Source organism: Sphingomonas sp. GW821-FHT04B01 (genome assembly GCF_059420425.1).
This window is the reverse complement of sequence record NZ_JBWKTR010000002.1, coordinates 487,926-507,879: the sequence shown is the minus strand read 5'-3', so window position 1 is coordinate 507,879 and position 19,954 is coordinate 487,926. Positions and strand designations below refer to the sequence as shown.

The 19,954-nt window shown below is 67.9% G+C and carries 23 protein-coding genes; 13 read left to right on the top strand and 10 right to left on the bottom strand.

Annotated elements, in window-relative coordinates; translation table 11 throughout:
• Window positions 1-76: 76 nt before the first annotated feature.
• The 4 genes from AC07UH_RS08595 to AC07UH_RS08580 form a co-directional block, all read right to left on the bottom strand.
• Window positions 77-262 (bottom strand): hypothetical protein, encoded by a 186-nt coding sequence (locus AC07UH_RS08595; RefSeq protein ID WP_137899689.1) that lies wholly within the window; start codon window positions 260-262, stop codon window positions 77-79.
• Window positions 262-687 carry an MAPEG family protein gene (locus AC07UH_RS08590; protein ID WP_495180129.1) on the bottom strand — a complete coding sequence of 142 codons (426 nt, stop codon included), beginning with the start codon at window positions 685-687 and terminating at the stop codon, window positions 262-264. Before AC07UH_RS08590 ends, AC07UH_RS08595 begins: the two co-directional genes overlap by 1 nt.
• Before the next feature lie 218 nt (window positions 688-905).
• A complete protein-coding gene (locus AC07UH_RS08585; RefSeq protein ID WP_495180130.1) occupies window positions 906-1,988 on the bottom strand; it encodes a 1,9-bis(guanidino)-5-aza-nonane synthase in 1,083 nt (360 codons plus the stop codon).
• Between the two features lie 114 nt (window positions 1,989-2,102).
• Window positions 2,103-3,341 carry a type III PLP-dependent enzyme domain-containing protein gene (locus tag AC07UH_RS08580; RefSeq protein ID WP_495180131.1) on the bottom strand — a complete coding sequence of 413 codons (1,239 nt, stop codon included), beginning with the start codon at window positions 3,339-3,341 and terminating at the stop codon, window positions 2,103-2,105.
• 139 nt (window positions 3,342-3,480) lie between these two features.
• On the opposite strand from AC07UH_RS08580, the gene AC07UH_RS08575 reads away from it, so the two are divergent.
• The 4 genes from AC07UH_RS08575 to AC07UH_RS08560 all read left to right on the top strand — a co-directional run bounded on the left by AC07UH_RS08575 (window position 3,481) and on the right by AC07UH_RS08560 (window position 6,199).
• Window positions 3,481-4,440 (top strand): threonine ammonia-lyase, encoded by a 960-nt coding sequence (locus AC07UH_RS08575; protein WP_495180132.1) that lies wholly within the window; start codon window positions 3,481-3,483, stop codon window positions 4,438-4,440.
• 65 nt (window positions 4,441-4,505) lie between these two features.
• Complete coding sequence (locus AC07UH_RS08570; protein ID WP_495180133.1) at window positions 4,506-4,685, top strand: hypothetical protein; 180 nt, start codon at window positions 4,506-4,508, stop codon at window positions 4,683-4,685.
• A 167-nt stretch (window positions 4,686-4,852) separates the two neighbouring features.
• Window positions 4,853-5,800 carry a hypothetical protein gene (locus tag AC07UH_RS08565; RefSeq protein WP_495180134.1) on the top strand — a complete coding sequence of 316 codons (948 nt, stop codon included), beginning with the start codon at window positions 4,853-4,855 and terminating at the stop codon, window positions 5,798-5,800.
• Between the two features lie 6 nt (window positions 5,801-5,806).
• Complete coding sequence (locus AC07UH_RS08560; RefSeq protein WP_495180135.1) at window positions 5,807-6,199, top strand: hypothetical protein; 393 nt, start codon at window positions 5,807-5,809, stop codon at window positions 6,197-6,199.
• Between the two features lie 61 nt (window positions 6,200-6,260).
• On the opposite strand, the gene AC07UH_RS08555 is transcribed toward AC07UH_RS08560, so the two are convergent.
• On the bottom strand, window positions 6,261-6,917 hold the full coding sequence (locus tag AC07UH_RS08555; protein WP_038659670.1) for an alpha/beta hydrolase: 657 nt from the start codon (window positions 6,915-6,917) through the stop codon (window positions 6,261-6,263).
• A gap of 134 nt (window positions 6,918-7,051) precedes the next feature.
• Between AC07UH_RS08555 and AC07UH_RS08550 the strand changes: the two genes are divergently transcribed.
• From AC07UH_RS08550 to AC07UH_RS08530, 5 genes are all read left to right on the top strand, one after another.
• A complete protein-coding gene (locus AC07UH_RS08550; RefSeq protein ID WP_495180136.1) occupies window positions 7,052-8,068 on the top strand; it encodes a cysteine desulfurase family protein in 1,017 nt (338 codons plus the stop codon).
• Window positions 8,065-9,153, top strand: a complete 1,089-nt coding sequence (locus tag AC07UH_RS08545; RefSeq protein ID WP_495180485.1) for a cysteine desulfurase family protein — start codon at window positions 8,065-8,067, stop codon at window positions 9,151-9,153. The genes AC07UH_RS08550 and AC07UH_RS08545 overlap by 4 nt, the downstream gene beginning before the upstream one ends.
• Complete coding sequence (locus AC07UH_RS08540) at window positions 9,150-9,455, top strand: 2Fe-2S iron-sulfur cluster-binding protein (RefSeq protein ID WP_495180137.1); 306 nt, start codon at window positions 9,150-9,152, stop codon at window positions 9,453-9,455. Before AC07UH_RS08545 ends, AC07UH_RS08540 begins: the two co-directional genes overlap by 4 nt.
• Before the next feature lie 115 nt (window positions 9,456-9,570).
• Window positions 9,571-9,894, top strand: coding sequence for a hypothetical protein (locus AC07UH_RS08535; protein ID WP_495180138.1), 324 nt, complete (start codon window positions 9,571-9,573; stop codon window positions 9,892-9,894).
• Window positions 9,895-9,993: 99 nt separating this feature from the next.
• Window positions 9,994-10,332 (top strand): hypothetical protein, encoded by a 339-nt coding sequence (locus AC07UH_RS08530; protein ID WP_081974524.1) that lies wholly within the window; start codon window positions 9,994-9,996, stop codon window positions 10,330-10,332.
• Between the two features lie 19 nt (window positions 10,333-10,351).
• Here AC07UH_RS08530 and AC07UH_RS08525 read toward each other — a convergent pair whose 3' ends face one another.
• Window positions 10,352-10,891, bottom strand: coding sequence for a glycine zipper 2TM domain-containing protein (locus AC07UH_RS08525; RefSeq protein WP_495180139.1), 540 nt, complete (start codon window positions 10,889-10,891; stop codon window positions 10,352-10,354).
• An 83-nt stretch (window positions 10,892-10,974) separates the two neighbouring features.
• A complete protein-coding gene (locus tag AC07UH_RS08520; protein ID WP_495180140.1) occupies window positions 10,975-13,263 on the bottom strand; it encodes an ATP-dependent helicase in 2,289 nt (762 codons plus the stop codon).
• A 212-nt stretch (window positions 13,264-13,475) separates the two neighbouring features.
• Here AC07UH_RS08520 and AC07UH_RS08515 point away from each other — a divergent pair, with 212 nt between their 5' ends.
• Both AC07UH_RS08515 and AC07UH_RS08510 read left to right on the top strand, forming a co-directional pair.
• Window positions 13,476-13,814 (top strand): UrcA family protein, encoded by a 339-nt coding sequence (locus AC07UH_RS08515; protein ID WP_495180141.1) that lies wholly within the window; start codon window positions 13,476-13,478, stop codon window positions 13,812-13,814.
• A 248-nt stretch (window positions 13,815-14,062) separates the two neighbouring features.
• Window positions 14,063-15,343, top strand: a complete 1,281-nt coding sequence (locus tag AC07UH_RS08510) for an MFS transporter (RefSeq protein WP_495180142.1) — start codon at window positions 14,063-14,065, stop codon at window positions 15,341-15,343.
• Window positions 15,344-15,348: 5 nt separating this feature from the next.
• Here the strand turns inward: AC07UH_RS08510 and rsmD are convergent, their stop codons facing one another.
• The gene (gene rsmD / locus AC07UH_RS08505; RefSeq protein ID WP_137899958.1) at window positions 15,349-15,885 is read right to left on the bottom strand and encodes a 16S rRNA (guanine(966)-N(2))-methyltransferase RsmD; all 537 of its coding nucleotides are present in this window, start codon (window positions 15,883-15,885) and stop codon (window positions 15,349-15,351) included.
• A complete protein-coding gene (locus AC07UH_RS08500) occupies window positions 15,882-17,402 on the bottom strand; it encodes a pseudouridine synthase (RefSeq protein WP_495180143.1) in 1,521 nt (506 codons plus the stop codon). The genes rsmD and AC07UH_RS08500 overlap by 4 nt, the downstream gene beginning before the upstream one ends.
• A gap of 116 nt (window positions 17,403-17,518) precedes the next feature.
• On the opposite strand from AC07UH_RS08500, the gene AC07UH_RS08495 reads away from it, so the two are divergent.
• Both AC07UH_RS08495 and AC07UH_RS08490 read left to right on the top strand, forming a co-directional pair.
• On the top strand, window positions 17,519-17,953 hold the full coding sequence (locus tag AC07UH_RS08495; RefSeq protein ID WP_495180144.1) for a response regulator: 435 nt from the start codon (window positions 17,519-17,521) through the stop codon (window positions 17,951-17,953).
• 238 nt (window positions 17,954-18,191) lie between these two features.
• The gene (locus AC07UH_RS08490) at window positions 18,192-19,526 is read left to right on the top strand and encodes an AmpG family muropeptide MFS transporter (protein WP_249340715.1); all 1,335 of its coding nucleotides are present in this window, start codon (window positions 18,192-18,194) and stop codon (window positions 19,524-19,526) included.
• Here the strand turns inward: AC07UH_RS08490 and AC07UH_RS08485 are convergent.
• The gene (locus AC07UH_RS08485) at window positions 19,523-19,951 is read right to left on the bottom strand and encodes a DUF6628 family protein (protein WP_038659638.1); all 429 of its coding nucleotides are present in this window, start codon (window positions 19,949-19,951) and stop codon (window positions 19,523-19,525) included. The genes AC07UH_RS08490 and AC07UH_RS08485 overlap by 4 nt on opposite strands.
• Window positions 19,952-19,954 lie beyond the last annotated feature (3 nt).

The following is a 19,954-nucleotide window of genomic DNA, read 5'->3' as shown; positions in this document are numbered from 1 at the left end:
ATGAGGAAGCCGATTAAAACTCATCACGATAGCCCTGCCCGCAAGGGGAGGAGAAAAAATCGAATGTCGATCCCGTCTAGCGTAGCTTGGCGATCGACAGATTGTCTTCCTTGGCGCGATCCTTGGTCGATTCCTCGCTGCGCTTGAGCGCCTTGGCGATCGCCTTGAGCGCCATGCCCTTCTTGGCGAACTGGTGGAGCTTCTGGATCTCGTCCTGCGTCCACGGCTGGCGGTGGCGTTCGAACACCTCACCCTTGGCCATCAGAACACCGCCATGACGGCGTGGAGGGTGAGCGCGGCGAGCGCGAGGCTGGAGGCGATGAAGAGCATGAAGCGAGGCCCTACCTTGTTCGTGGTCGCCTGTACCAGCGAATGTATGACGCGCAGGCCGACATAGGCCCATGCGATCGCGGCGTTGACGCCGTTGCCGGTGCCGCTGAGCGCGATCACCGTGCAGATCGCGTAGAACAGCGTCGGCTGTTCGTGGAGATGATTGTAATTGTGGGCCTTCCACTGCGCCTGGGGTGGCAGGCCGCGGTCGGCATCGGACGGCTTGGTGCCGACGAGCATGCCGAGGCGGAGGCCGGCGGCTTTCATCGCCGGCAGTCGGGTGGCGAGCATCCAGACCAGCATGACGAGCGTCCAGGCGACGAGCGCCGCCATCGGGCGCAGGATTTCGGCGTGCATCGGTGGCTCCCTTTCGTATGAAAGTGCCGGATCGGAAGGGCGGGCGCAATATCCACCATCCCTCCCCCGCAAGGGGGAGGGGAATCGTTCGGCGTCAGCCGACTGGTGGAGGGGGAGGACAGGGTGGCAGCTCCATAACGAAGCTTCGCCCTGTCCTCCCCCTCCGTCACGGCTTCGCCGTGCCACCTCCCCCTGGCGGGGGAGGACTTAGGTATGACTTACTTGTCGAAGATTGCACCCCAGCGGTGGACCGGGCGGTCCTTCCACAGGCCGCGGTGATAGGCGTCCGACGCCAGCAGCGGCACCACCGAGCCGGCCTCGGCGAACACCATCTGCTCGATACCGGTGTTGACCTTGCCCCAGCTCGCCGCTTCCTGCAGCGTCGAGGACGAGCAGGCGCCGTCGCGGACGTCGGCGACGGTGATCTGCACCGCATATTTGTGGACCTGGACGTCGTCGTGGCCGAGGATCTCGGCGCAGACGACGGTGTCCTGGATGAAGTTCTTCGGCACGCCGCCGCCGATCATCAGCAGGCCGGTGGTGCCCGCCTGGATCTTGATCTCGGTCAGCTCGCGGAAGTCCGCCACCGCGTCGATCATCAGATACGGACGGCCCGCCTTGGCGGCGTCGACCTGATGCTTGACGAGGCCGAAGCCCGCCGACGAATCGACGAACGCCGGGCAGAAGATCGGCACGTCATGCTCATAGGCGAGCTTGACGAGGCTGTTGTCCTTCTTGCCGTGCTCGACGAGATACTTGCCCATCTCGCGGATGAAGGCGCGGCTCGAATAGGCGCGCGGCTCGAGACTCTCGGCGATCTCGAAGATCGTGTGGTCGACGTTCTGGAGCGCTTCCTCGTCGATATAGGTATCGTAGATACGGTCGATGTAGAGCGAGCGCAGCGTATCGTCGTCGGGGATCTCGAGTGCCTGATAGTGCTTGTGGCCGAGCCCTTCGAAGAAATCCATGTCGACGATGGTCGCGCCGGTCGCGACGATGCCGTCGACCATGTTGTTGCGCACCAGCTCGGCATAGAGGTCCATGCAGCCGCCGGCCGAGGTCGAACCGGCGATGACGAGGAAGATCGAGCAATCCTTGTCGGCCAGCATCTGGTTGTAGATGTTGGTCGCGCGGCCGAGGTCGCGGCTGGTGAAGCTCATGTCGGCCATCGCGTCGACGATCGGGCGCGCGTCGAAGCTCTTGATGTCGATGTGCTTGACCTGCTTCGAGAGCAGTTCGGCCTTGCGGTTGTCGTTGATCGGCGCGTTGGCGCCTGCGGTCTTGTTCAGCGTGTCGGTCATGGTTCGCCTTTGGCTATCCAGCCGTCGTCGTTCAACATTGGGGACGCGGAAACCCAGGGGCCGCCCCTCCCGCCGAAGCGGGAGGAGGGAAGACAATCGGTTATAGCGTTGGCGTTACAGCTTTACGACGTTGTTCGTGCGCACGTCGGCGATCTCGTCGTCGAGATAGACCGAGAGCATCGGCTCGTCGGACGCGACGACCGTGTCGCCGGTGCCGAAGCCGTTGAACGCGGTCCGCATCGCCGAGCCATATGCCCCGAGCATGCCGATCTCGAAATAATCACCGGCGACCGTGTCCGCGGGCAGCGGGAACGGGCCCTGCATGTAATCGAGATCGTCGCAGGTAGGACCCCAGAAGGCGAAGTCCATGTCGCGCGCGTCCGAATCCGGCTCGCGGAGCAGCTGCACCGGATATTTCCAGCCGATGTGCGCCGCATCGAACAACGTGCCATAGGCGCCGTCGTTGATGTACAGCTCGGTGCCGCGGCGACGCTCGACGCGCACCACGACCGAGGCATATTCGGCGCTCAGCGACCGGCCCGGCTCGGCCCACAATTCGGCCGAATAGCTGATCGGCAGGCTCTCGAACGCGCGGTGGATCGTCTCGAAGAACCGCTCCAGCGGCGGCGGGGTCATGCCGGGATAGGCCGAGGGGAAGCCGCCGCCGACGTCGATGACGTCCACGGTCACCGCCGCCTCGACGATCGCCGCGCGGGCGCGCTCCATCGCATTGGTATAGGCGTCCGGCGACATCGTCTGGCTGCCGACGTGGAAGCAGATGCCGAGCGCGTCCGCGACCTGGCGGGTGGCGATCAGCAATTCCTTGCTCTCGCCGGGACCGACGCCGAACTTCGAGCCCAGGCTGAGCTTGGCATATTCGGACGAGACGCGCAGCCGCACGCAGAGCGTGAGGTCGGTGGCGCCGTCGGTCGCACGGACGATCTTCGCCAGCTCTTCCATGCTGTCGAGCGAGAACGTCTTCACGTCGTGGACGAAATACGCCTCGGCGATCGCCTCTTCCGACTTGACCGGATGCATGAAGCAGCAGGTCGCCTCCGGCAGCGTCGCCTTGACCAGGCGCACTTCCGCGATCGATGCCGTATCGTAATGCGTGATGCCATTGTCCCAGAGGACCTTGAGCAGGTCCGGGCTGGGGTTCGCCTTCACGGCATACATCGAGCGGCCCGGAAACTTCTCGACGAAGAAGCGGGCGGCGCGCGCAGCGGCGTGCGGGCGAACGAGCGTGACCGGATCGACCGGTCGGCTCTTGGCGATGTCGATGCCCGTACGGCTAACGGCGGAACGGGCGGTCGAGAGGGGCGCTAACCCCAGCGCGCTATGGTGCTTGGCCAATTCAAGGGACCTCCAATTGCCTTTCGGCATACGGTGACAAAAGCTGCCTTGCGGTTGGAAGTCCCATGGGGCAGCGGAGGCGCGATCTATGGTCGTCCGACCCCCATGTAAAGTGGGTTAGCGTAGGAAAGGACGAAAAGTGACGTTTTTGCGACAACCGACGCGCGCCGGGGTGCGCGACGCGGCCGAAAAGATCGCCAGAATCCTGCCGCCGACGCCACTTTATGTGCGCCAAATCAACGGCTTGGAGGTGGCGTTCAAGGCGGAGTCGCTGCAGCCGATCGGGGCGTTCAAGATTCGCGGCGCCTGGCATCGGCTCACCGCATTGGACGAGGATGCGCGGCGGCGGGGGGTGGTCGCCTTCTCCTCGGGGAATCACGCGCAGGGGATCGCCTGGGCGGCGCGGCGGCTGGGCATCGCCGCGACGATCGTGATGCCCGCGGATGCGCCGCACGCCAAGCTGGCGGCGACGCTGGCTCTCGGCGCCGAAGTGGTGCGCTACGATCGCGCCACCGAGAGCCGCGAAGGCATCGCTGCCCGACTCGCCGAAGCGCGCGGCGCGACGCTGGTGCCGAGCTTCGACGATCCGTGGATCATCGAGGGGCAGGGCAGCGCGGGGATCGAGGCGGCGGCGCAGATGACGGCGCTGGGGCTGGGCGTTCCGGCTCGCGTCGTCGTACCCTGCGGCGGCGGCGGGCTGGCGGCCGGGCTCGCGCTGGCGCTCAAGGACAGCGCGGTGACGGTCGTCGAGCCCGAGGGCTGGGACGACATGCGCCGCTCGCTGGAGGCGTCGTGGATCGAGCCGGTCGGCCCCAATCCGCCGCCAACTGCGTGCGATGCCTTGCAGACGCAGCGCGTGTCGCCGCTGACCTTCGACGTGCTGTCGCGGCGCGATGCGACCGGCGTGGCGGTGAGCGAGGCGGAGACCGCTGCGGCGCAGCGCTGGGCGGCGGAGAATTTGCGGCTGGTGATCGAGCCGGGCGGCGCGGTGGCGCTGGCGGCAGTACTCGCGGGCAAGGTGGCGGCGGAGCCGGGGCTGCTGGTGATCCTTTCGGGCGGCAACGTCGACATCGACGCTTATGCGCGGGCGGTCGGGTAGCGCGCTATACGGTCTTGCGCGCGCATTGCCTCGACATTGCAGGCGGTGAGAGGCAGATTATCGTAATGCAAGCGCTTCTCGGATCGATCGCCAACGCCGCCCCGGCCATCGCCATGCTCGGCTGCTTCGCCTGCCTGATCGGCGGTGGCGCGCTGCTCGCTCGCGGCGGGGATCGGCGGAAGGCGATCCTGTTGCTGGTGATGGCGGCGGTATTGCTCGGCAACGTGGCGATCTGGCAATTGTAACGGCCGAGTCGCCGGTCACGCGCATCGACCGTCGACGATAAGAGCAAAGATAGAATCTTCGGATATCAACCACGTCGGCGATCTGGTGCCAGCGTGCCGTAATACGCATTTGCTTTGTTGGAAAATGTTGCTGATATGTTCCTGCCGTAACCGGAAGGGGCGGCGGGATGCAACTATCGACGAGTGAGAAACGGCAGGCATTTTCATGGTGGCTGAGGACGGGCCGCCTGCCGACCGTCAGGTCGGCGGCGGGGCTGGAGCTCAAGTTCAACCCCTATCACGATCCGAAAGACGGCCGATTCACCTTCGGTCCCGGAGGGGCTGGGTCCGTCGCCGCTTATGGCGAAGGGCAAGGGCCACGAATGGGGCGCGGCGGCAACAGCCGGGCGTTCGAAGACCCTATGACGGTGGAGCAGGCGTTTCCCGAGATCAACGATCCTGCGCTGAAAACATTCGCTGCAATCACCGGGCCATTATTAGACATCGTCGGGCCAGCCGCTGAAGCGCAAATACAAGTACTCGATCGGCACTCGAAGGAGGTGCTTAGCGATATAAAGAGATTAGACCCGAATTTCGTTCATCAGTACATGAACTCGGGTCACCCCAGCGTCGAAGGGAGCGCCAACAGGCTTGACGATCTGTTAATGTGGCAAGCCGCGACGCATGCGAGGGTTTTAGGCGACTATGCTCCGCTGCGGGCACAGATGATCCGTCGGGTGCAGCGAGAGGTGGATAAAACTTATAAAGAAGGATTGGAGCGGCTCAATAAGGGAACGCTAAAAAATCGTGGTGTGAACAACGGCATGAAATTAGGAAATTTTATAGATACTCACGTGAGAAGAACTATTCGCGAAAGATTAAACCAATATGGCGTTAAGGTCTCGAGCAATGGAAACGTCAGGGTCAATCGGCGGGAGTATGTGACGCCGAAAGGCTCGTACGGCCTTCCCGACATTCGGGTTGCTGATACTTATATCGAAGTCAGCTTGACCCGAAAGACCATGGCCGATGAACAACTGCGGCGTTTTTCGGAAACTGGTTCAAAGCCACGCTATATCGTCGTTGTGACCCCCAGCGGTACGCATCCTGACCATACGTATGTCATGAAACAGTGAGGCAATATGGAACCGCAGCGCAAGGAAGGTGGGCGCTTGTACGTCCCCGAACAGTTGAGCGAAATCCAGGATTTCCTCATGTGCATGATGGCGGCGGCGCCGCGCTTCGACGAGGTGACGTCTTACGGCTATCATCGGTCGGTCGACAACGAGTTTCGAAGTATTCAGCTTGGGCTAGCCGCCGTCGCGGACAAGGTCGGCGAAGAGCGCTACCGGACGGTTCTCGCTGATGCGGATGAAGCCAAATCACTGTTTTTGGCCGATCCCGACGACACGAATGGCAAGACGGCCGAGGGATGCGACAAGCTCATGGCGATCTATGACATCCTCGAAGAGGTGCGGGGCGAACGATATCACGCCGGCATCCTCGATTTCGAGGGTCTGCTGACCGGCGACTGATCGAGACCAGTGACCGCCAGCGTGGCCGGGACCGCATCAGCGTGCGGTCCCGGCGTCGATGTCACCGGATCGGCGAATTCGGGTCGAGCCGCATGTCGAGGTACTTGTCGACCGAGCGCATCAGCTCCGGCGTCTCGTTCTCGAAGAAGTGGTTCGCCTTCGGGATCGTGTCGTGATGGATGGTGATGTGCTTCTGGGTGCGCAGCTTGTCGACGAGCTTCTGCGTCGCGCCCGGGGTGGCGACCTCGTCGGCCTCGCCCTGGATGATGATGCCCGACGACGGGCAGGGTGCCAGGAACGAGAAGTCGAACATGTTCGCGGGCGGCGCGATCGAGATGAAGCCGCGGATCTCGGGACGGCGCATCAGCAGCTGCATGCCGATCCACGCGCCGAAGCTGACCCCGGCGATCCAGGTGGTCGACGCCTCCGGATGGAAGCTCTGCACCCAGTCGAGTGCGCTCGCCGCGTCGGACAGTTCGCCGATGCCGTTGTCGAACGTCCCCTGGCTCTTGCCGACGCCGCGGAAGTTGAAGCGCAGCGTCGCGAAACCGCGGCGCTGAAAGGTCTTGTAGAGCTCCTGCACGATGCGGCTGTTCATCGTGCCGCCGGCGGCGGGGTGCGGATGCAGGATCATCGCCACCGGTGCGCGCGGACGGGGAGCGGGCGCGAAACGGCCTTCGAGACGGCCTTCGGGGCCGGGAAAAATGACTTCGGGCATGGGTCTCGCCACGTAAGAAGGGGCGCGCTGTGCAGCGCAGAACGTTGCGCGCTATATAGGCGTCGGGCTCCGACACGCAATTGGAACGAATCCTGTCCCAACGTCTCTATCTGGATCACGCCGCCACCACGCCGATGACCGATGCCGCACGCGCGGCCGTCGTCGACGGATTGGTGCGCTGGGCGAACCCGTCGTCGCCGCACGCCGAGGGGCGCGCGGCGCGGGCGGCGCTGGAGGCGGCGCGACGCGCCATCGCCGCGGCGTACGGCTGGCGGGGCGAGACGCTGCTGACCAGCGGCGCGAGCGAATCGCTTTCGGTCGCCCTGGGGCGGACGACGCTGCCGCGGCGGATCGTCACCGCGGTGGAACATGATGCGGTACTGCGCGCCGGCGGCGATGCCGCCGTGGCGCCGGTGGGTGCGGACGGGATCGTCGATCTGGCGGCGCTCGCGGCGCTGCTCGCGGCGGGGCCGGCGCTGGTCTGCGTGCAATGGGCGAACAGCGAGACGGGGGTGCGGCAGCCGCTGGCACCTATCGCTGCGCTGGTGCGCGACGCCGGCAGCCGATTGCTGGTCGATGCCGCGCAGATGCCGGCGTCCGTCGAGCTGGCCGAGGTTGCGGATATGGTGGCGCTGTCGGCGCACAAGCGCGGCGGCCCGCCGGGGATCGGCGCGCTGCTGGTGCGCGATCTCGCGCTGCTGCATCCCAGCGGCGGGCAGGAACGCGGCTACCGACCGGGGACGGAGAACCTGCCCGGCGCGCTCGGCTATGCCGCGGTGCTCGGCGAGGCGGAGCCGGACCATGGCGTGCTGCGCGCGCGGCTCGACGATGCGATCCTGCGGTCGGGGGGCGAGATCGTCGCCGCCGACAGTCCGCGCCATCCGGCGATCGGATCGTATCGTCTGCGCGGCGTTGCGGCGGCGGCGCAGCTCATCCTGCTCGACAGCGCCGGCTTCGCGGTCTCGGCGGGCAGCGCCTGTTCGAGCGGCAGCATGAAGCCGAGCCATGTGCTCGGTGCGATGGGCTGGGACGCGGCCGCCGGTCGCGAGGTGATCCGGGTGAGCTTCGGGCGCACCACAAGCGAGGCGGACGTCGACGCCTTCGTCGCGGCGTGGCGGCAGATGGCGAAGACGACGCGCCGCGCGGCATGATCTATCTCGATTATCAGGCGACCACGCCGCTCGCGCCCGAAGCCTTGGCGGCGATGCTGCCATGGCTCGAATCGCAACATGCCAATCCGCATTCGCCACATCGGCCGGGCCGCGCCGCCAAGGCGACGGTCGAGGTGGCGCGCGATGCGGTGGCGGCACTTGCGCCGGCGGGGGGCGCGCTCAGCTTCACCAGCGGCGCGACCGAGGCGCTCAACTGGGCGATCAAGGGGACCAGCGGCGCGATCGTCACGCTGGCGACCGAACATGCCGCGGTGCTCGACACCGTTGCGGCGGAGGCGGCCCATGGACGGCAGGTGACGGTGCTGCCGGTCGGCGACGACGGGCTGGTCGACCTCGATCGGGCCGCGGCGGCGATCGGGCCGGGGGTGGGACTGGTCGCGGCGATGCTGGTCAATAACGAGATCGGCGTGATCCAACCGATCGCGGCGCTCGCCGAACTGGCGCATGCGGCCGGCGCGCTGATGCTGTGCGATGCGGTGCAGGGCTATGGGCGTATGCCGGTGCCGGCGGGATGCGATCTGATCGCGGTGTCGGCGCACAAGCTGCATGGGCCGAAGGGGATCGGAGGCTTGTGGATTCGCGACGGCGTGACGCTGGCGCCGCTGATCCACGGCGGCGGACAGGAGGCGGCGGGACGCTCGGGAACGCTATCGCCGGCGCTGTGCGCGGGTTTCGGTGCCGCGGCGCGGCTGATGACGGAGCGGGCTGCGGCCGATGCGGCGCATGTCGATCGGCTCTGGGCGATCGCGACCGCGGCGCTGGCGGGATGGGATGTCAACGGGTCGGTGACGCGGCGGTATCGCGGTAATCTCAACGTGCGACGCGACGGGCTCGACGTGGCACGGCTGATGAGCGACTGTCGCGATCTCGCCTTTTCGGCGGGATCGGCGTGTGCGAGCGGCTCGGGCCGGTCGAGCCACGTGCTGCGCGCGCTCGGCCTGACCGAGGCGCAGGCGCGGTCGAGTATCAGGCTCGGTTTCGGGCGCTATACCGGCGAGGACGCGCTGCGGGACGGACTGGCGGCCATCGTCGCGGCAGCGGCGCGGCAGGGGGGGATGGCATGATTCGCGTGGTGTTCGTCGATCCGGATGGCCGCAGCCGACAGGCGGAAGGCGCCGAGGGCACCCGATTGCTCGATCTCGCGCAGGCGGATGGCCATCCGCTCGAAGGGACGTGCAACGGCGACATGGCCTGCGCGACCTGCCACGTCGTTATCGCCGCGGAGGATTTCGCCCGCATGCCGGCGGCGCGCGAGGAGGAGGAGGATTTGCTCGATCTGGTCCCCGCCGCGTCGCGGACGAGTCGCCTCGCCTGCCAGGTGCGGCTGACCGCGGCGCTCGACGGGTTGACGGTGCGCCTGCCCTGACGGGGTGGCGGGGCAGCGATCCTGACATTTTCACAACCGCGGGTTCAGATCGCATGCATGGCGCCCGCGCCATGGTGCGGACATGCCCGATGTCGGGCGTGTGAGGAGTAACCCCATGAAGCTCATTGCTTTGTTCAGCGCCGCGGCGCTCGCTGCCGGCACCTTGATGACCGCCGCGCCCGCCGAGGCGCAGCGCTACGGCTACGATCGCAGCTATCACCGCGGGTACGATCACCGCGGCTACGACCGGCGCGACGACCGCCGCTGGCGTGATGGTCCGCGTTTCCACGGGCGCGGCTACGATCGTGGTCGCGGTTATGGTTATGGCGGCGGTTACGGGCGGGGCTATGGCCGCGGTTATGGTCGCGGCCGCGTCGTCTGCCGGGTGCATCGCGGCTATTACGGACCGCAGCGGCGCTGTTTCACCGTCTATCGCTAAAGCGGACGGCGGCTGGCGGGGCGATCCGCCGGCCGTGAAACATCGTTAACGGCAAAGCGTTCTTGCTGCGACGCAACACGAACGTTTATGGTGCCGCCGATGACCCAGACCGAAGCCGCGACTGCCGCACCGACGGGACCGGTGCCGACGATGTTCGAAGCGATCGTGCGCCTGCTGACCGTGACCGCCACCTACAACAAGGGGACGGTGACGATCGCGCCGCATATTCTCTACACCCGCCATGGCGAGATCTACGTCGACGCGGTGACGGTGGAGCGTGACGGCAAGCCGCCGCGCGAGGAGAAGGTCGGCACGTTCAAGATGGACGGGCTCGGCGAGCCGACGCTGACCGACAAGGCGTTCGCGCCGAGCAGCCTGTTCGAGCCCGAAGCCGAGAAATATGCGGGCGTGACGCTGATGGCGGTCGAACGGGCCTGACCGTCCGACCGCCGCTCGCTCAGCGGCAGCGCACCTGCGCCTGATTCTGGTCGATCGCCTTGCCGGCGAGCGCGCCGACTGCGCCGCCCAGCAACGTGCCGACGATCCGGCTGTGGCCGCCGTCGATGACGTTGCCGAGGATGCCGCCCGCCGCACCGCCGGCGATGAGGCCGGTCGTGCCGTCGCTGCGCTTGCAATAATAGCGGCCGTCATTGCCCGCATAGACGCGGTCGTTGGGGCTCAGCACGCGCTCCTGCGCGCCCGGACGATAGTAGCGTGCGGGATCGTAGCCGTTTTCGTACCGGTCGTCGTCGCGATCGTCGTAGCGCTGCTCGTCATAGCCGCCCGGCACCGGCGCCTGGCGATAGCCGCCCGGGCCCGGCGTGCCGCGCAGCGCGCGATAGCGGTCGAATTCGGAACGGTAGCGCGCCATCTCGGCATCGAACCGCTGTTGCGCAGCGGCGAAGCGGGCATCGTCGGCGGCGGACTGGGCGATCGCCGGGGCGGTCGCGGCGAGGCTCGCGCAGACCGCGGCGGACAGCAGAAGGGACCTGAACATCGGGATGATCCTCTAAGGGACCCGTGGAGTCGGGTCCGCAACGAGCATAATCCGATCCGACCTTGGCGGTTCCTGAACGACCCTCACCCGATCGTGACGAAACTGTCCATCACGCGCTTGCGGCCCGCCGCCTCGAAGTCGATCTCGAGCTTGTTGCCCTCGATCTCGGCGATCGCGCCATAGCCGAACTTCTGGTGGAAGACGCGCAGGCCGACCGACAGGTCGCTGCGCCCCTTGTTGCCGATGCTGACCGCGCTCGACCGGCTTTCGACGACGCGCGTCGGCGCGGTCGAGAAGCCCGAGCCGCTGCCCGCCGCGCGCTGCCAGCCGGGACCGCGGCCGGTGCCGCGGCCGACGTCGGCGAAGGGGTCGGCGCGTTCGCTCCAGTTCGCGCGCCACAGGCTCTCGCCGCCCGACATCGTCGTCTCGGCGTCGGTATGTTCGGGGGGCAGTTCGCCGACGAAGCGGCTCGGGATGCTCGACGTCCACTGGCCGTAGATGCGGCGGTTGGCGGCGTGGAGGATCGTCGCGCGCCGCCGCGCGCGGGTGATCGCCACATAGGCGAGGCGGCGTTCCTCCTCGAGGCTCTTGGTGCCGCCCTCGTCGAGCGAGCGCTGCGACGGGAACAGCCCCTCCTCCCAGCCGACGAGGAAGACGGTGTCATATTCGAGGCCCTTGGCGGCGTGGATCGTCATGATCGTCACCTGCGGGTCCTGGACGCCGCCCTCCTTGTCCATGACGAGGCTGACGTGTTCGAGGAAGGCGCCGAGCGATTCATATTCCTCCATCGCGCGGACGAGTTCGGACAGGTTCTCGAGCCGGCCGGCGGCGTCGACCGATTTCTCGGCCTGCCACATTGCCGTATAGCCGCTCTCGTCGAGCAACTGGCGGGCGAGCTCGGCATGTGGCAGGTCGCGCGCCATGTCGCGCCAGCGGGCGATGTCGCCGACGAGGTTGCCGAGCGCGCGGCGCGCCTGCGGGGTCAGTTCGTCGGTGTCGAGGATGCGCGCCGCGGCGATGGTCAGCGGTATGCCCTCGATCCGAGCGAGCTGGTGGATCTTGGCAAGCGCCTTGTCGCCGAGCCCGCGCTTGGGGACGTTGACGATCCGTTCGAAGGCGAGGTCGTCGGCGGGCTGGTTGACGATGCGCAGATAAGCGAGCGCGTCGCGGATCTCGGCGCGTTCGTAGAAGCGGAATCCGCCGATGATGCGATAGGGCATGCCGATCGCGATGAAGCGATCCTCGAATTCGCGAGTCTGATGCTGCGCGCGGACGAGGATGGCCACCTCGTCGAGGCTCTTGCCGCTGCGCTGCGCCGCCTCGATCTCCTCGCCGACGCGGCGCGCCTCCTCGGGGCCGTCCCAGACGCCGAGCACGCGCACCTTCTCGCCCGCGTCGAGCTCGGTCCACAAAGTCTTGCCGAGCCGCCCACCGTTGTTGGCGATGACGCCCGAGGCGGCGCCGAGGATATGCGGCGTCGAGCGGTAATTCTGTTCGAGCCGGATCACCTTCGCGCCCGGAAAGTCCTTCTCGAACTTGAGGATGTTCTCGACCTGCGCGCCGCGCCACGAATAGATCGACTGGTCGTCGTCGCCGACGCAGGCGATGTTCTTGCGCGCCTGCGCGAGCAGGCGCAGCCAGAGATACTGGACGACGTTGGTGTCCTGATATTCGTCGACCATGATGTACTTGAACCGCTCCTGGTACATTTTCAGCACCTCGGGATAGGTCTTCAGCACGGTCAGCATGTGCAGCAGCAAATCGCCGAAATCGCAGGCGTTGAGGGCCTTCAACCGCTCCTGATATTGCGCGTAGAGTTCGCCGCCGCGGCCGTTGGCATAGCGTTCGCTTTCGCCGGCATCGATATCGGCGGGAACCAGCCCCTTGTTCTTCCAGTCGTCGATCAGCCCGGCGAGACTGCGCGCGGGGAAGCGCTTCTCGTCGAGATCGGCGGCGAGGATGAGCTGTTTTAGCAGCCGAAGCTGGTCGTCGGTGTCGAGGATGCTGAAATTGCTCTGCAACCCGACCAGCTCGGCGTGGCGGCGCAGCATCTTGGCGCCGATCGCGTGGAAGGTGCCGAGCCATGGCATGCCCTCGACCGCGTCGCCGACGAGCCGGCCGACGCGCTCGCGCATCTCGCGCGCCGCCTTGTTGGTGAAGGTGACGCTGAGGATCTCGGACGGCCACGCCTTGCGCGTCCACAGCAGATGCGCGAGCCGGGCGGTGAGCGCGGCGGTCTTGCCGGTGCCGGCGCCGGCGAGCATCAGCACCGGGCCTTCGGTGGTCAGGACCGCATCGCGCTGCGGCGGGTTGAGCCCCTTGAGATAGGGCGGGTCCTGCAAGGCGTTGGCGGGGGCGCTGAGATCGGTCACCGGCGAACAGGTAGGGAACGGCGCGCGAGCGGGCAAGTCCGATCGGCCACCGGTCGTCATCAAGGCGACACCGGCATGTAACGCATGCGTAACGACCGACTGCTAGGGCGACCCCGCCGGCGGAATGGTCGGCTTCGTCCAGCCGGCGCCCGGGAGGCGCGCGGGGATCGAGCCGGCCCGCCGCGGCGAGTCCGATTTGCAGGAGTGTCATCATGAAGACGTCGCATCACGCCGCCATCGCGGCGGTCGCCTTGTCGTGCCTGTTCGCCGCGGTTCCGGGCGCCGCCATCGCCGCGGAGCGCGAGCCGGTGCAGGTCAAGGTGTCGGCCAAGGGGCTCGACCTGCACAGTGAATCGGGCCGGCGGTCGCTGCAAGGCCGCATCGTCCGCGCGGCGCGCGCGGCATGCATCCCCAATGGTGCGACGCTGGAGATGCGACTCGACGCGCTGCGCTGCGTCAGGGAGATTTGCGACGACGGCACGCGCCAGCTCGCGGCACGGGCGGGCGACGTGCGACTCGCCGGTCTGCATGACGCCGATCGCGCGGAATAAGGCTTTTCGCTCGGCGGCGCGGCGATCGCCGTCGCGTCGCGACGAGCGGTCAAGTCCATGAAAAATCGGGGCAGCCGCAAAGCGACCGCCCCGTAGTTCAGGGAGGGTCGGCCGACAGGGGAGGCGACCGACACGTCGCTACCCACAGGGGGAGAGGAGCAGCGACGTTCTCTCTCTAGGCGTGGATTGTTGCGAACGGATTTCACAACTGTTGCCCGCAACGATTTTTTCGCGATTAGAGTGACCGCATGCCTTCGCCGTCCGCCACGCCGCCCGCGCCCGCCTCCGCCCGACGCATCCTGACCGCCAGCCTGGTCGGCACTGCGGTCGAGTTCTACGATTTTTACATCTACGCCACCGCCGCCGCTTTGGTGTTCGGCGAATTGTTCTTCCCTGCCGAGAGCAAGACCGCGCAGCAGATGCTGAGCTTCGCCAGCTTCGGCCTCGCGTTCATCGCGCGGCCGGTGGGCGCGATCGTGTTCGGTCATTTCGGCGACCGCGTCGGCCGCAAGTCGACGCTCGTCGCCAGCCTGATGCTGATGGGCGGGTCGACCGTCGCGATCGCCTTCCTGCCGACCTACGATCAGGTCGGCTGGGTCGCGCCGTTGCTGCTGTGCCTGCTGCGGCTGGGGCAGGGGTTCGGGCTCGGCGGCGAATGGGGCGGGGCGGCGCTGCTCGCGGTCGAGAACGCGCCGCCGCACCGCCGCAATACCTGGGGCATGTTCCCGCCGCTGGGTGCGCCGGTCGGCTTCCTGATGGCGAACGGATTGTTCCTCATCCTCGGGCTGGCGCTCGACGAGGCGCAGTTCCGGGCGTGGGGCTGGCGGCTGCCGTTCCTGGTCAGCGCGGTGCTGGTCGTGCTCGGGCTATGGGTGCGGCTGAAGCTCACCGAGACGCCCGCGTTCGTCGAGGCGGAGCAGGCGGAAGCGCTGCCCAAGGTGCCGATCGCGACGCTGATGCTGGACCATGGCCGCGCGGTGCTGGCGGGGACGGGCGGGGTGATCGCCTGTTTCGCGCTCTTCTATCTCGCGACCGCCTTCACGCTCGGCTACGGGACCAAGATGCTGGGATACGGACGCGAGGCGATGCTGGCGGTCGAACTCGTCGCGATCCTGTTCCTCGCCGCCGGGGTGATCGTCGCCAGCGTCACCGCCGACCGCACCGGCGCGCGACGGATGCTGGTGATCGGGTTTCTCGGCTGCATGGCCGCGGGCCTTGCGATGGGGCCGATGCTCGGCGCAGGCTCGCTCTTCGTCGTCTTCCTGTGGCTCGCCTTCGCCCTGTTCGTGATGGGCTTCGCCTACGGGCCGCTCGGCGGGTGGCTGCCGAGCCTGTTTCCGGCGGGGGTGCGCTATACCGGCGTGTCGATGACCTTCAACCTCGGCGGCATCCTCGGCGGTGCGGTCGCACCGATCGCCGCGGAGGCGCTGGCCCATCGCGGTCTGGGGTGGATCGGCCTGTATCTGGTCGGCGCGGGGCTGCTCAGCCTGGGCGGGCTGGCACTGCTGCGGTCACGGCCTGCGGGCTAACGGCGCTACGCCTGCCGCAGCAGCGTCAGCCGTGCCTTGCCATGGACGCGGGTCGCATCGACGGTGAAGCCGGGCGGGGCGATTTCTTCCGCCTTGGCGGTCTCGATGCTGACCCAGGTCGCCGGCGAGACCCAGCCGAGCCGCGCCAGCTTGTCGAGCGCGACGAGGCCGGCGCCGGTGCCGTAAGGCGGGTCCATCATGATAAGGTCGAGCGCCGCCGGTGCGGGACCGAGCCCCATCACCGAGCCTGCACGCACGTCGGCGCGGGTGCCGAGCTTGGCGAGATTGCCCTTGAGCGCGTCGAGCGCCGCACCGTCCTGTTCGACGAACAGGCACGAGGCGGCACCGCGCGACAGCGCCTCGATGCCGAGCGCGCCCGAGCCGGCGAAGAGGTCGGCGACGGCGAGCCCCTCGAAACTGCCGAGCCGGCTGGTCAGCATCGAAAACAGCGCCTCGCGCGTCCGGTCGGCGGTGGGGCGGGTGGCGTCGCCCTTGGGCGCGACGAGCGGGCGGCCACGCCATTGGCCGGCGATCACCCTCATCGACGGCCGCCTTTCGGCGCGCCACGCGGCGTGCCGCCGGGGGTTTTGGGACGCGGCGAGCCGCGACCGCCGGCGGGACCTCCGCTGCGGGGCGCATCGCCGCGCGGCGGGCGGGCGCCCGCGCGCGCAGGACGACCGCCGGCGGTGGACGAGCGCTGGCCGTCATTCGATCGGGTGCGACCGCCGTTGCGATCGTCGCCCTGCTCCCACGGCTTGACCGCCGAACCACCGGTCGGGACTTTCGGCCGGTCGTCGTCGCGAGGCGGGCGGGTGTTCGACCGGGGCGGACGCGCGCCAGCGGGTTTGGCGTCGCCGGCACGGACCGCGCGGCGGGCATCGCCGAACCGACCGCGGCCCGCCTCACGCTCGTCGCCGCGATCCGCCCGCGGCACGAAGCGGCGGCCTTCCTGACGGGGAGCGTCGCGCTCGCCGCCGCGATCGGCGCGCGGAGTGAAGCGACGGCCTTCCTCCGAACCGGTGCGTTCGGCGCGGGGGGCGACGCGACGGGTGTCCTGACGACCGCCTGCCGACGACGCCGGCGTCGCGCCGGGACGAGCGGGACGCGTGGCGACGCCGGCCGGTGCCGCATCGCTGCGGCGGGGCGCGCGGCGACCTTCGCCGGTAGCGGGCGTGCGCGCCTGGGCCGGCCGTTCCTGCACGTCGCGCGGTGCCGGCACGTCTACGGGGCGCGGCCGGGCACGCGCCGGCCGGTTGGCGGTCGGTGCGGTGCGGAAGCCGTCGCGTGGCGCCTCGATCATCGGTTCGTCGGGCGCGCCGCCCTTCAGCGTGCGGCGGAAGGCGACGACCTCATGCTGCTTGACCTCGCCGACGCCGCCGACCGGCAGGTCGCCGAGGATGAACGGGCCGTAGCGGGTGCGGATCAGCCGGCTGACCTGCAATTCGAGATGTTCGAGCACGCGCCGCACCTCGCGGTTCTTGCCTTCGGTGATCGTGATCTCGATCCAGACGTTGGCGCCGGTGCGGCGCTCGATATTGGCGTCGATCGGGCCGTAGCGGATGCCGTCGATCTCGATGCCCTCGGCCAGCTCCTCGAGCTGCTGCTGCGTGACATTGCCGTAAGCGCGCGCGCGATAGCTGCGCTCGACCCCGGTCGCCGGCAGTTCGAGCTGGCGCTTGAAGCCGCCGTCGGTGGTCAGCAGCAGCAGCCCCTCGGTATTGAGGTCGAGCCGGCCGACCGGCACCAGCCGCGGCAGGTCGTCGGGCAATCGGTCGTAGATCGTCGGCCGCCCCGCCGGGTCATGCTCGGTGACGAGCAGGCCGGTCGGCTTGTGGTACAGGAACAGGCGCGTCGGTTCGGGCGGCGCGACCGGCTCGCCGTCCACGGTGACGCCGGCGAGCGAGCGCAGCACCGTCGCGGGCGTGTCGAGCAGCTTGCCGTCGAGCGCGACGCGTCCGTCGGCGATCATCCGTTCGATTTCGCGGCGGCTCGCGACGCCGGCGCGGGCGAGCAGTTTCGCGATCCGGTCGCCGGTGCGGGGTTCGGGGGTTTGGGCCATGGTCCGCCCATAACGCGCATTCGTCCAAGCTGCGAAAATATTTGCGTCCGAAGCTGCGTGCGTGCGTTATGTCGCGGAGGCGTAACGAATACCCTGACGCCACGCGGAGCGCATCGATGCTGTTCGGGAGGAAGAAGCGCCAGATCGTGCGCCTGCTGGTCGTCGAGGACGAACCGCTGATCGCCTTCGACGTCGAGCATCTGCTGACCGATGCGAGCTATCAGATCGTCGCGACGGTGGACCGTGTCGCCGATGCGGTTCGTGTGCTGCGTTCGGATGCGGAGGTCGATCTGGTGCTGGTCGACGTGCATCTCGCCGACGGATCGGGGCTCGACGTCGCGCGCGCCGCGGGCGAGGGCGGCGTGCCGGTGCTGTTCGTCACCGGCAATTTCCCCGCCGAGGCGATGTCGCTGGCGGCAGGCTGCCTCGCCAAGCCCTACCAGCAGCGCGACCTGATCGGTGCGATCGAGGCGATCGAAGCCAAACGCGCCGGCCGCAAGACCAAGCGCCTCCCGTCGGGGTTCCAATTGTTCGAGGCGCCGGCGGGATAAGACGGGCTGGCATACATCCCGACGCCGTTCGTGCTGAGCTTGTCGAAGCACGGTGGGTCCTGCCGCCCTTCGACAGGCTCCGGGTGAACGGTATGGGATCGGGTGATCGACTTCGGCCCTCGCCCCATTCGCAAAGCCGCTAGGCGCACGCGAAATTGGCGTTAGTGTCGCGCCGATGACCGGCAATAACCTGTATTTCCTGATCGTCGTCGCGCTCGTGCTTGTGCTGATCGTCGCGATGCGGCGCTCCGCGGCGCTGCGGGCGCGGCTCGCGCCGCTGGCACCTTATGCCGAGCGCGGCCCGATCGCCGTGTTCTTCATGGGGATATCCTCGGGCCTCGCCTTCACGATGATCGGCGCGACGCTGACCACGCGGCTGAAGCAGGACGGGCTCGACAAGAGCACGATCACCGCCTTCACGCTCGGCTTCCTCGTCTACAATCTCAAACCGTTATGGGCGTGGATGGTCGATGGCGTGCGGCTGCCGCTGATCGGTCGGCTGGGCCAGCGGGTGTCGTGGGTGTTGCTATCGGGCGTGCTGGTGATCCTTGCGGTTGCCAACCTCGCCTTCGTCGATCCCGCCGCCAGTCTGCAGGCGACGATCATCGCGACGGTGCTGGTCGGCTTTGCCGGCGCGACCTACGACATCGTCATCGACGCCTATCGCATCGAGACGCTGGAACCCGAGCAGATGGGCATCGGCTCGGGCATGACGCAATATGGCTGGCGGATCGGTTCGGTACTCGCCGGCGCGCTGGCGTTGGTGATCGCCGCTCGCTCGAACTGGCATGTCGCCTATCTCGCCTGCGTGCTGTTCGCCTTCCCGGCGATGATCGTCGCGCTGGTCCGCGGCGAGCCGCATCGGCGCCGCGAGCCGATCAAGCGGCATGGCGCACGCGACATCGCTGCATCGATCGTCAGCCCGTTCCTCGAATTCTTCCGCCGCCACGGTGCCTTCATCATCCTCGCCTTCATCCTGCTGCACAAGATCGGCGACACTTTGGGGCAGCAGGCGCTGCGGCTGTTGCTCGACGACCTGCACTTCAGCAACGACGAGATCGCGCTGTACGATGTCGTCATCGGCTTCTGGGCGTTCTGGATCGGTATCGCGGTCGGCGGCGTGCTCTACGCGCGCATGGGGCTGAAGCGCTCGGTGATGCTCAGCCTCGTGCTGATGATGGTCTCCAACGCCGCCTTTGCGCTGCTCGCCGGAGCGGGGCACAGCAACCTCGGTCTGGCCGGGGCGATGGCATTCGAAAATCTCGCCAGCGGCATCGGCGGCGTAACCGTCGTCGCCTATTTCTCGGCATTGTGCGACCTGCGCTTCACCGCCGCGCAATATGCGCTGATCTCGGCGGCGGCGAGCATCGTCGGCCGCGTGCTGACCGCGACGACGACCGGGCGGCTGGTGGACAGTTTCGGCTATGTCGCTTTCTATTGGGGGACGACGGTCGCGGCGCTGCCCGGCGTGCTGCTGTTCTGGTGGATGTGCCGGTCGGGCCTGATCGACCGGTCGATCGGCAGCGCCGGCGTGGCGGGCGAGGGCGACGTGCGCGACACGCCCCAGGCCTAAACGCAGATCGGGCGGCCGTCGTCGGCGAAGGCGGTCGCCACCGCCGCGACGCTCGCCAGCACCGCGTCGACGCGGCGGACGCCGAGCAGGTCGCCGAGCAGCAGCCGTGCGGTATCGGGCGCGGTCTCGACGCGGGCGAGGATGGTGAGCATCGTCCGCTCCGCCGCGGTCATCCGCGCGCAGCAGCAGGGCGCGATCGCGATCGTCCCCGCCGCGGTGCCGGCAAGGTCCGCCATCAGCGCGCGCATCAGCACCAGCGGCCGGCGGAATTCCTGCCCGAAGGCGGTGAACAGCGCGTGGCTGGCGCGCGCATCGTGCAACCCCTGCGCGCCCATCCGGCGCAGCGCGAACAACGCGATCCGCGCATTCGGGCAGGCGGGAAGCGCATAGGGCAGGGCTGCGATCGTGGTGGTGAGGTCGGACATCGG

What these genes read in the sequence shown, in the direction of transcription:
- rsmD (WP_137899958.1), bottom strand. Translation starts at nt 15,885, where the DNA reads ATGAGGGTGATCGCCGGCCAATGGCGTGGCCGCCCGCTCGTCGCGCCC.
- AC07UH_RS08565 (WP_495180134.1), top strand. Translation starts at nt 4,853, where the DNA reads ATGCAACTATCGACGAGTGAGAAACGGCAGGCATTTTCATGGTGGCTG.
- AC07UH_RS08540 (WP_495180137.1), top strand. Translation starts at nt 9,150, where the DNA reads ATGATTCGCGTGGTGTTCGTCGATCCGGATGGCCGCAGCCGACAGGCG.
- AC07UH_RS08490 (WP_249340715.1), top strand. Translation starts at nt 18,192, where the DNA reads ATGCGGCGCTCCGCGGCGCTGCGGGCGCGGCTCGCGCCGCTGGCACCT.
- AC07UH_RS08485 (WP_038659638.1), bottom strand. Translation starts at nt 19,951, where the DNA reads ATGTCCGACCTCACCACCACGATCGCAGCCCTGCCCTATGCGCTTCCC.
- AC07UH_RS08560 (WP_495180135.1), top strand. Translation starts at nt 5,807, where the DNA reads ATGGAACCGCAGCGCAAGGAAGGTGGGCGCTTGTACGTCCCCGAACAG.
- AC07UH_RS08545 (WP_495180485.1), top strand. Translation starts at nt 8,065, where the DNA reads ATGATCTATCTCGATTATCAGGCGACCACGCCGCTCGCGCCCGAAGCC.
- AC07UH_RS08530 (WP_081974524.1), top strand. Translation starts at nt 9,994, where the DNA reads ATGACCCAGACCGAAGCCGCGACTGCCGCACCGACGGGACCGGTGCCG.
- AC07UH_RS08570 (WP_495180133.1), top strand. Translation starts at nt 4,506, where the DNA reads ATGCAAGCGCTTCTCGGATCGATCGCCAACGCCGCCCCGGCCATCGCC.
- AC07UH_RS08525 (WP_495180139.1), bottom strand. Translation starts at nt 10,891, where the DNA reads ATGTTCAGGTCCCTTCTGCTGTCCGCCGCGGTCTGCGCGAGCCTCGCC.
- AC07UH_RS08550 (WP_495180136.1), top strand. Translation starts at nt 7,052, where the DNA reads ATGACCGATGCCGCACGCGCGGCCGTCGTCGACGGATTGGTGCGCTGG.
- AC07UH_RS08585 (WP_495180130.1), bottom strand. Translation starts at nt 1,988, where the DNA reads ATGACCGACACGCTGAACAAGACCGCAGGCGCCAACGCGCCGATCAAC.
- AC07UH_RS08515 (WP_495180141.1), top strand. Translation starts at nt 13,476, where the DNA reads ATGAAGACGTCGCATCACGCCGCCATCGCGGCGGTCGCCTTGTCGTGC.
- AC07UH_RS08495 (WP_495180144.1), top strand. Translation starts at nt 17,519, where the DNA reads ATGCTGTTCGGGAGGAAGAAGCGCCAGATCGTGCGCCTGCTGGTCGTC.
- AC07UH_RS08555 (WP_038659670.1), bottom strand. Translation starts at nt 6,917, where the DNA reads ATGCCCGAAGTCATTTTTCCCGGCCCCGAAGGCCGTCTCGAAGGCCGT.
- AC07UH_RS08535 (WP_495180138.1), top strand. Translation starts at nt 9,571, where the DNA reads ATGAAGCTCATTGCTTTGTTCAGCGCCGCGGCGCTCGCTGCCGGCACC.
- AC07UH_RS08595 (WP_137899689.1), bottom strand. Translation starts at nt 262, where the DNA reads ATGGCCAAGGGTGAGGTGTTCGAACGCCACCGCCAGCCGTGGACGCAG.
- AC07UH_RS08510 (WP_495180142.1), top strand. Translation starts at nt 14,063, where the DNA reads ATGCCTTCGCCGTCCGCCACGCCGCCCGCGCCCGCCTCCGCCCGACGC.
- AC07UH_RS08590 (WP_495180129.1), bottom strand. Translation starts at nt 687, where the DNA reads ATGCACGCCGAAATCCTGCGCCCGATGGCGGCGCTCGTCGCCTGGACG.
- AC07UH_RS08500 (WP_495180143.1), bottom strand. Translation starts at nt 17,402, where the DNA reads ATGGCCCAAACCCCCGAACCCCGCACCGGCGACCGGATCGCGAAACTG.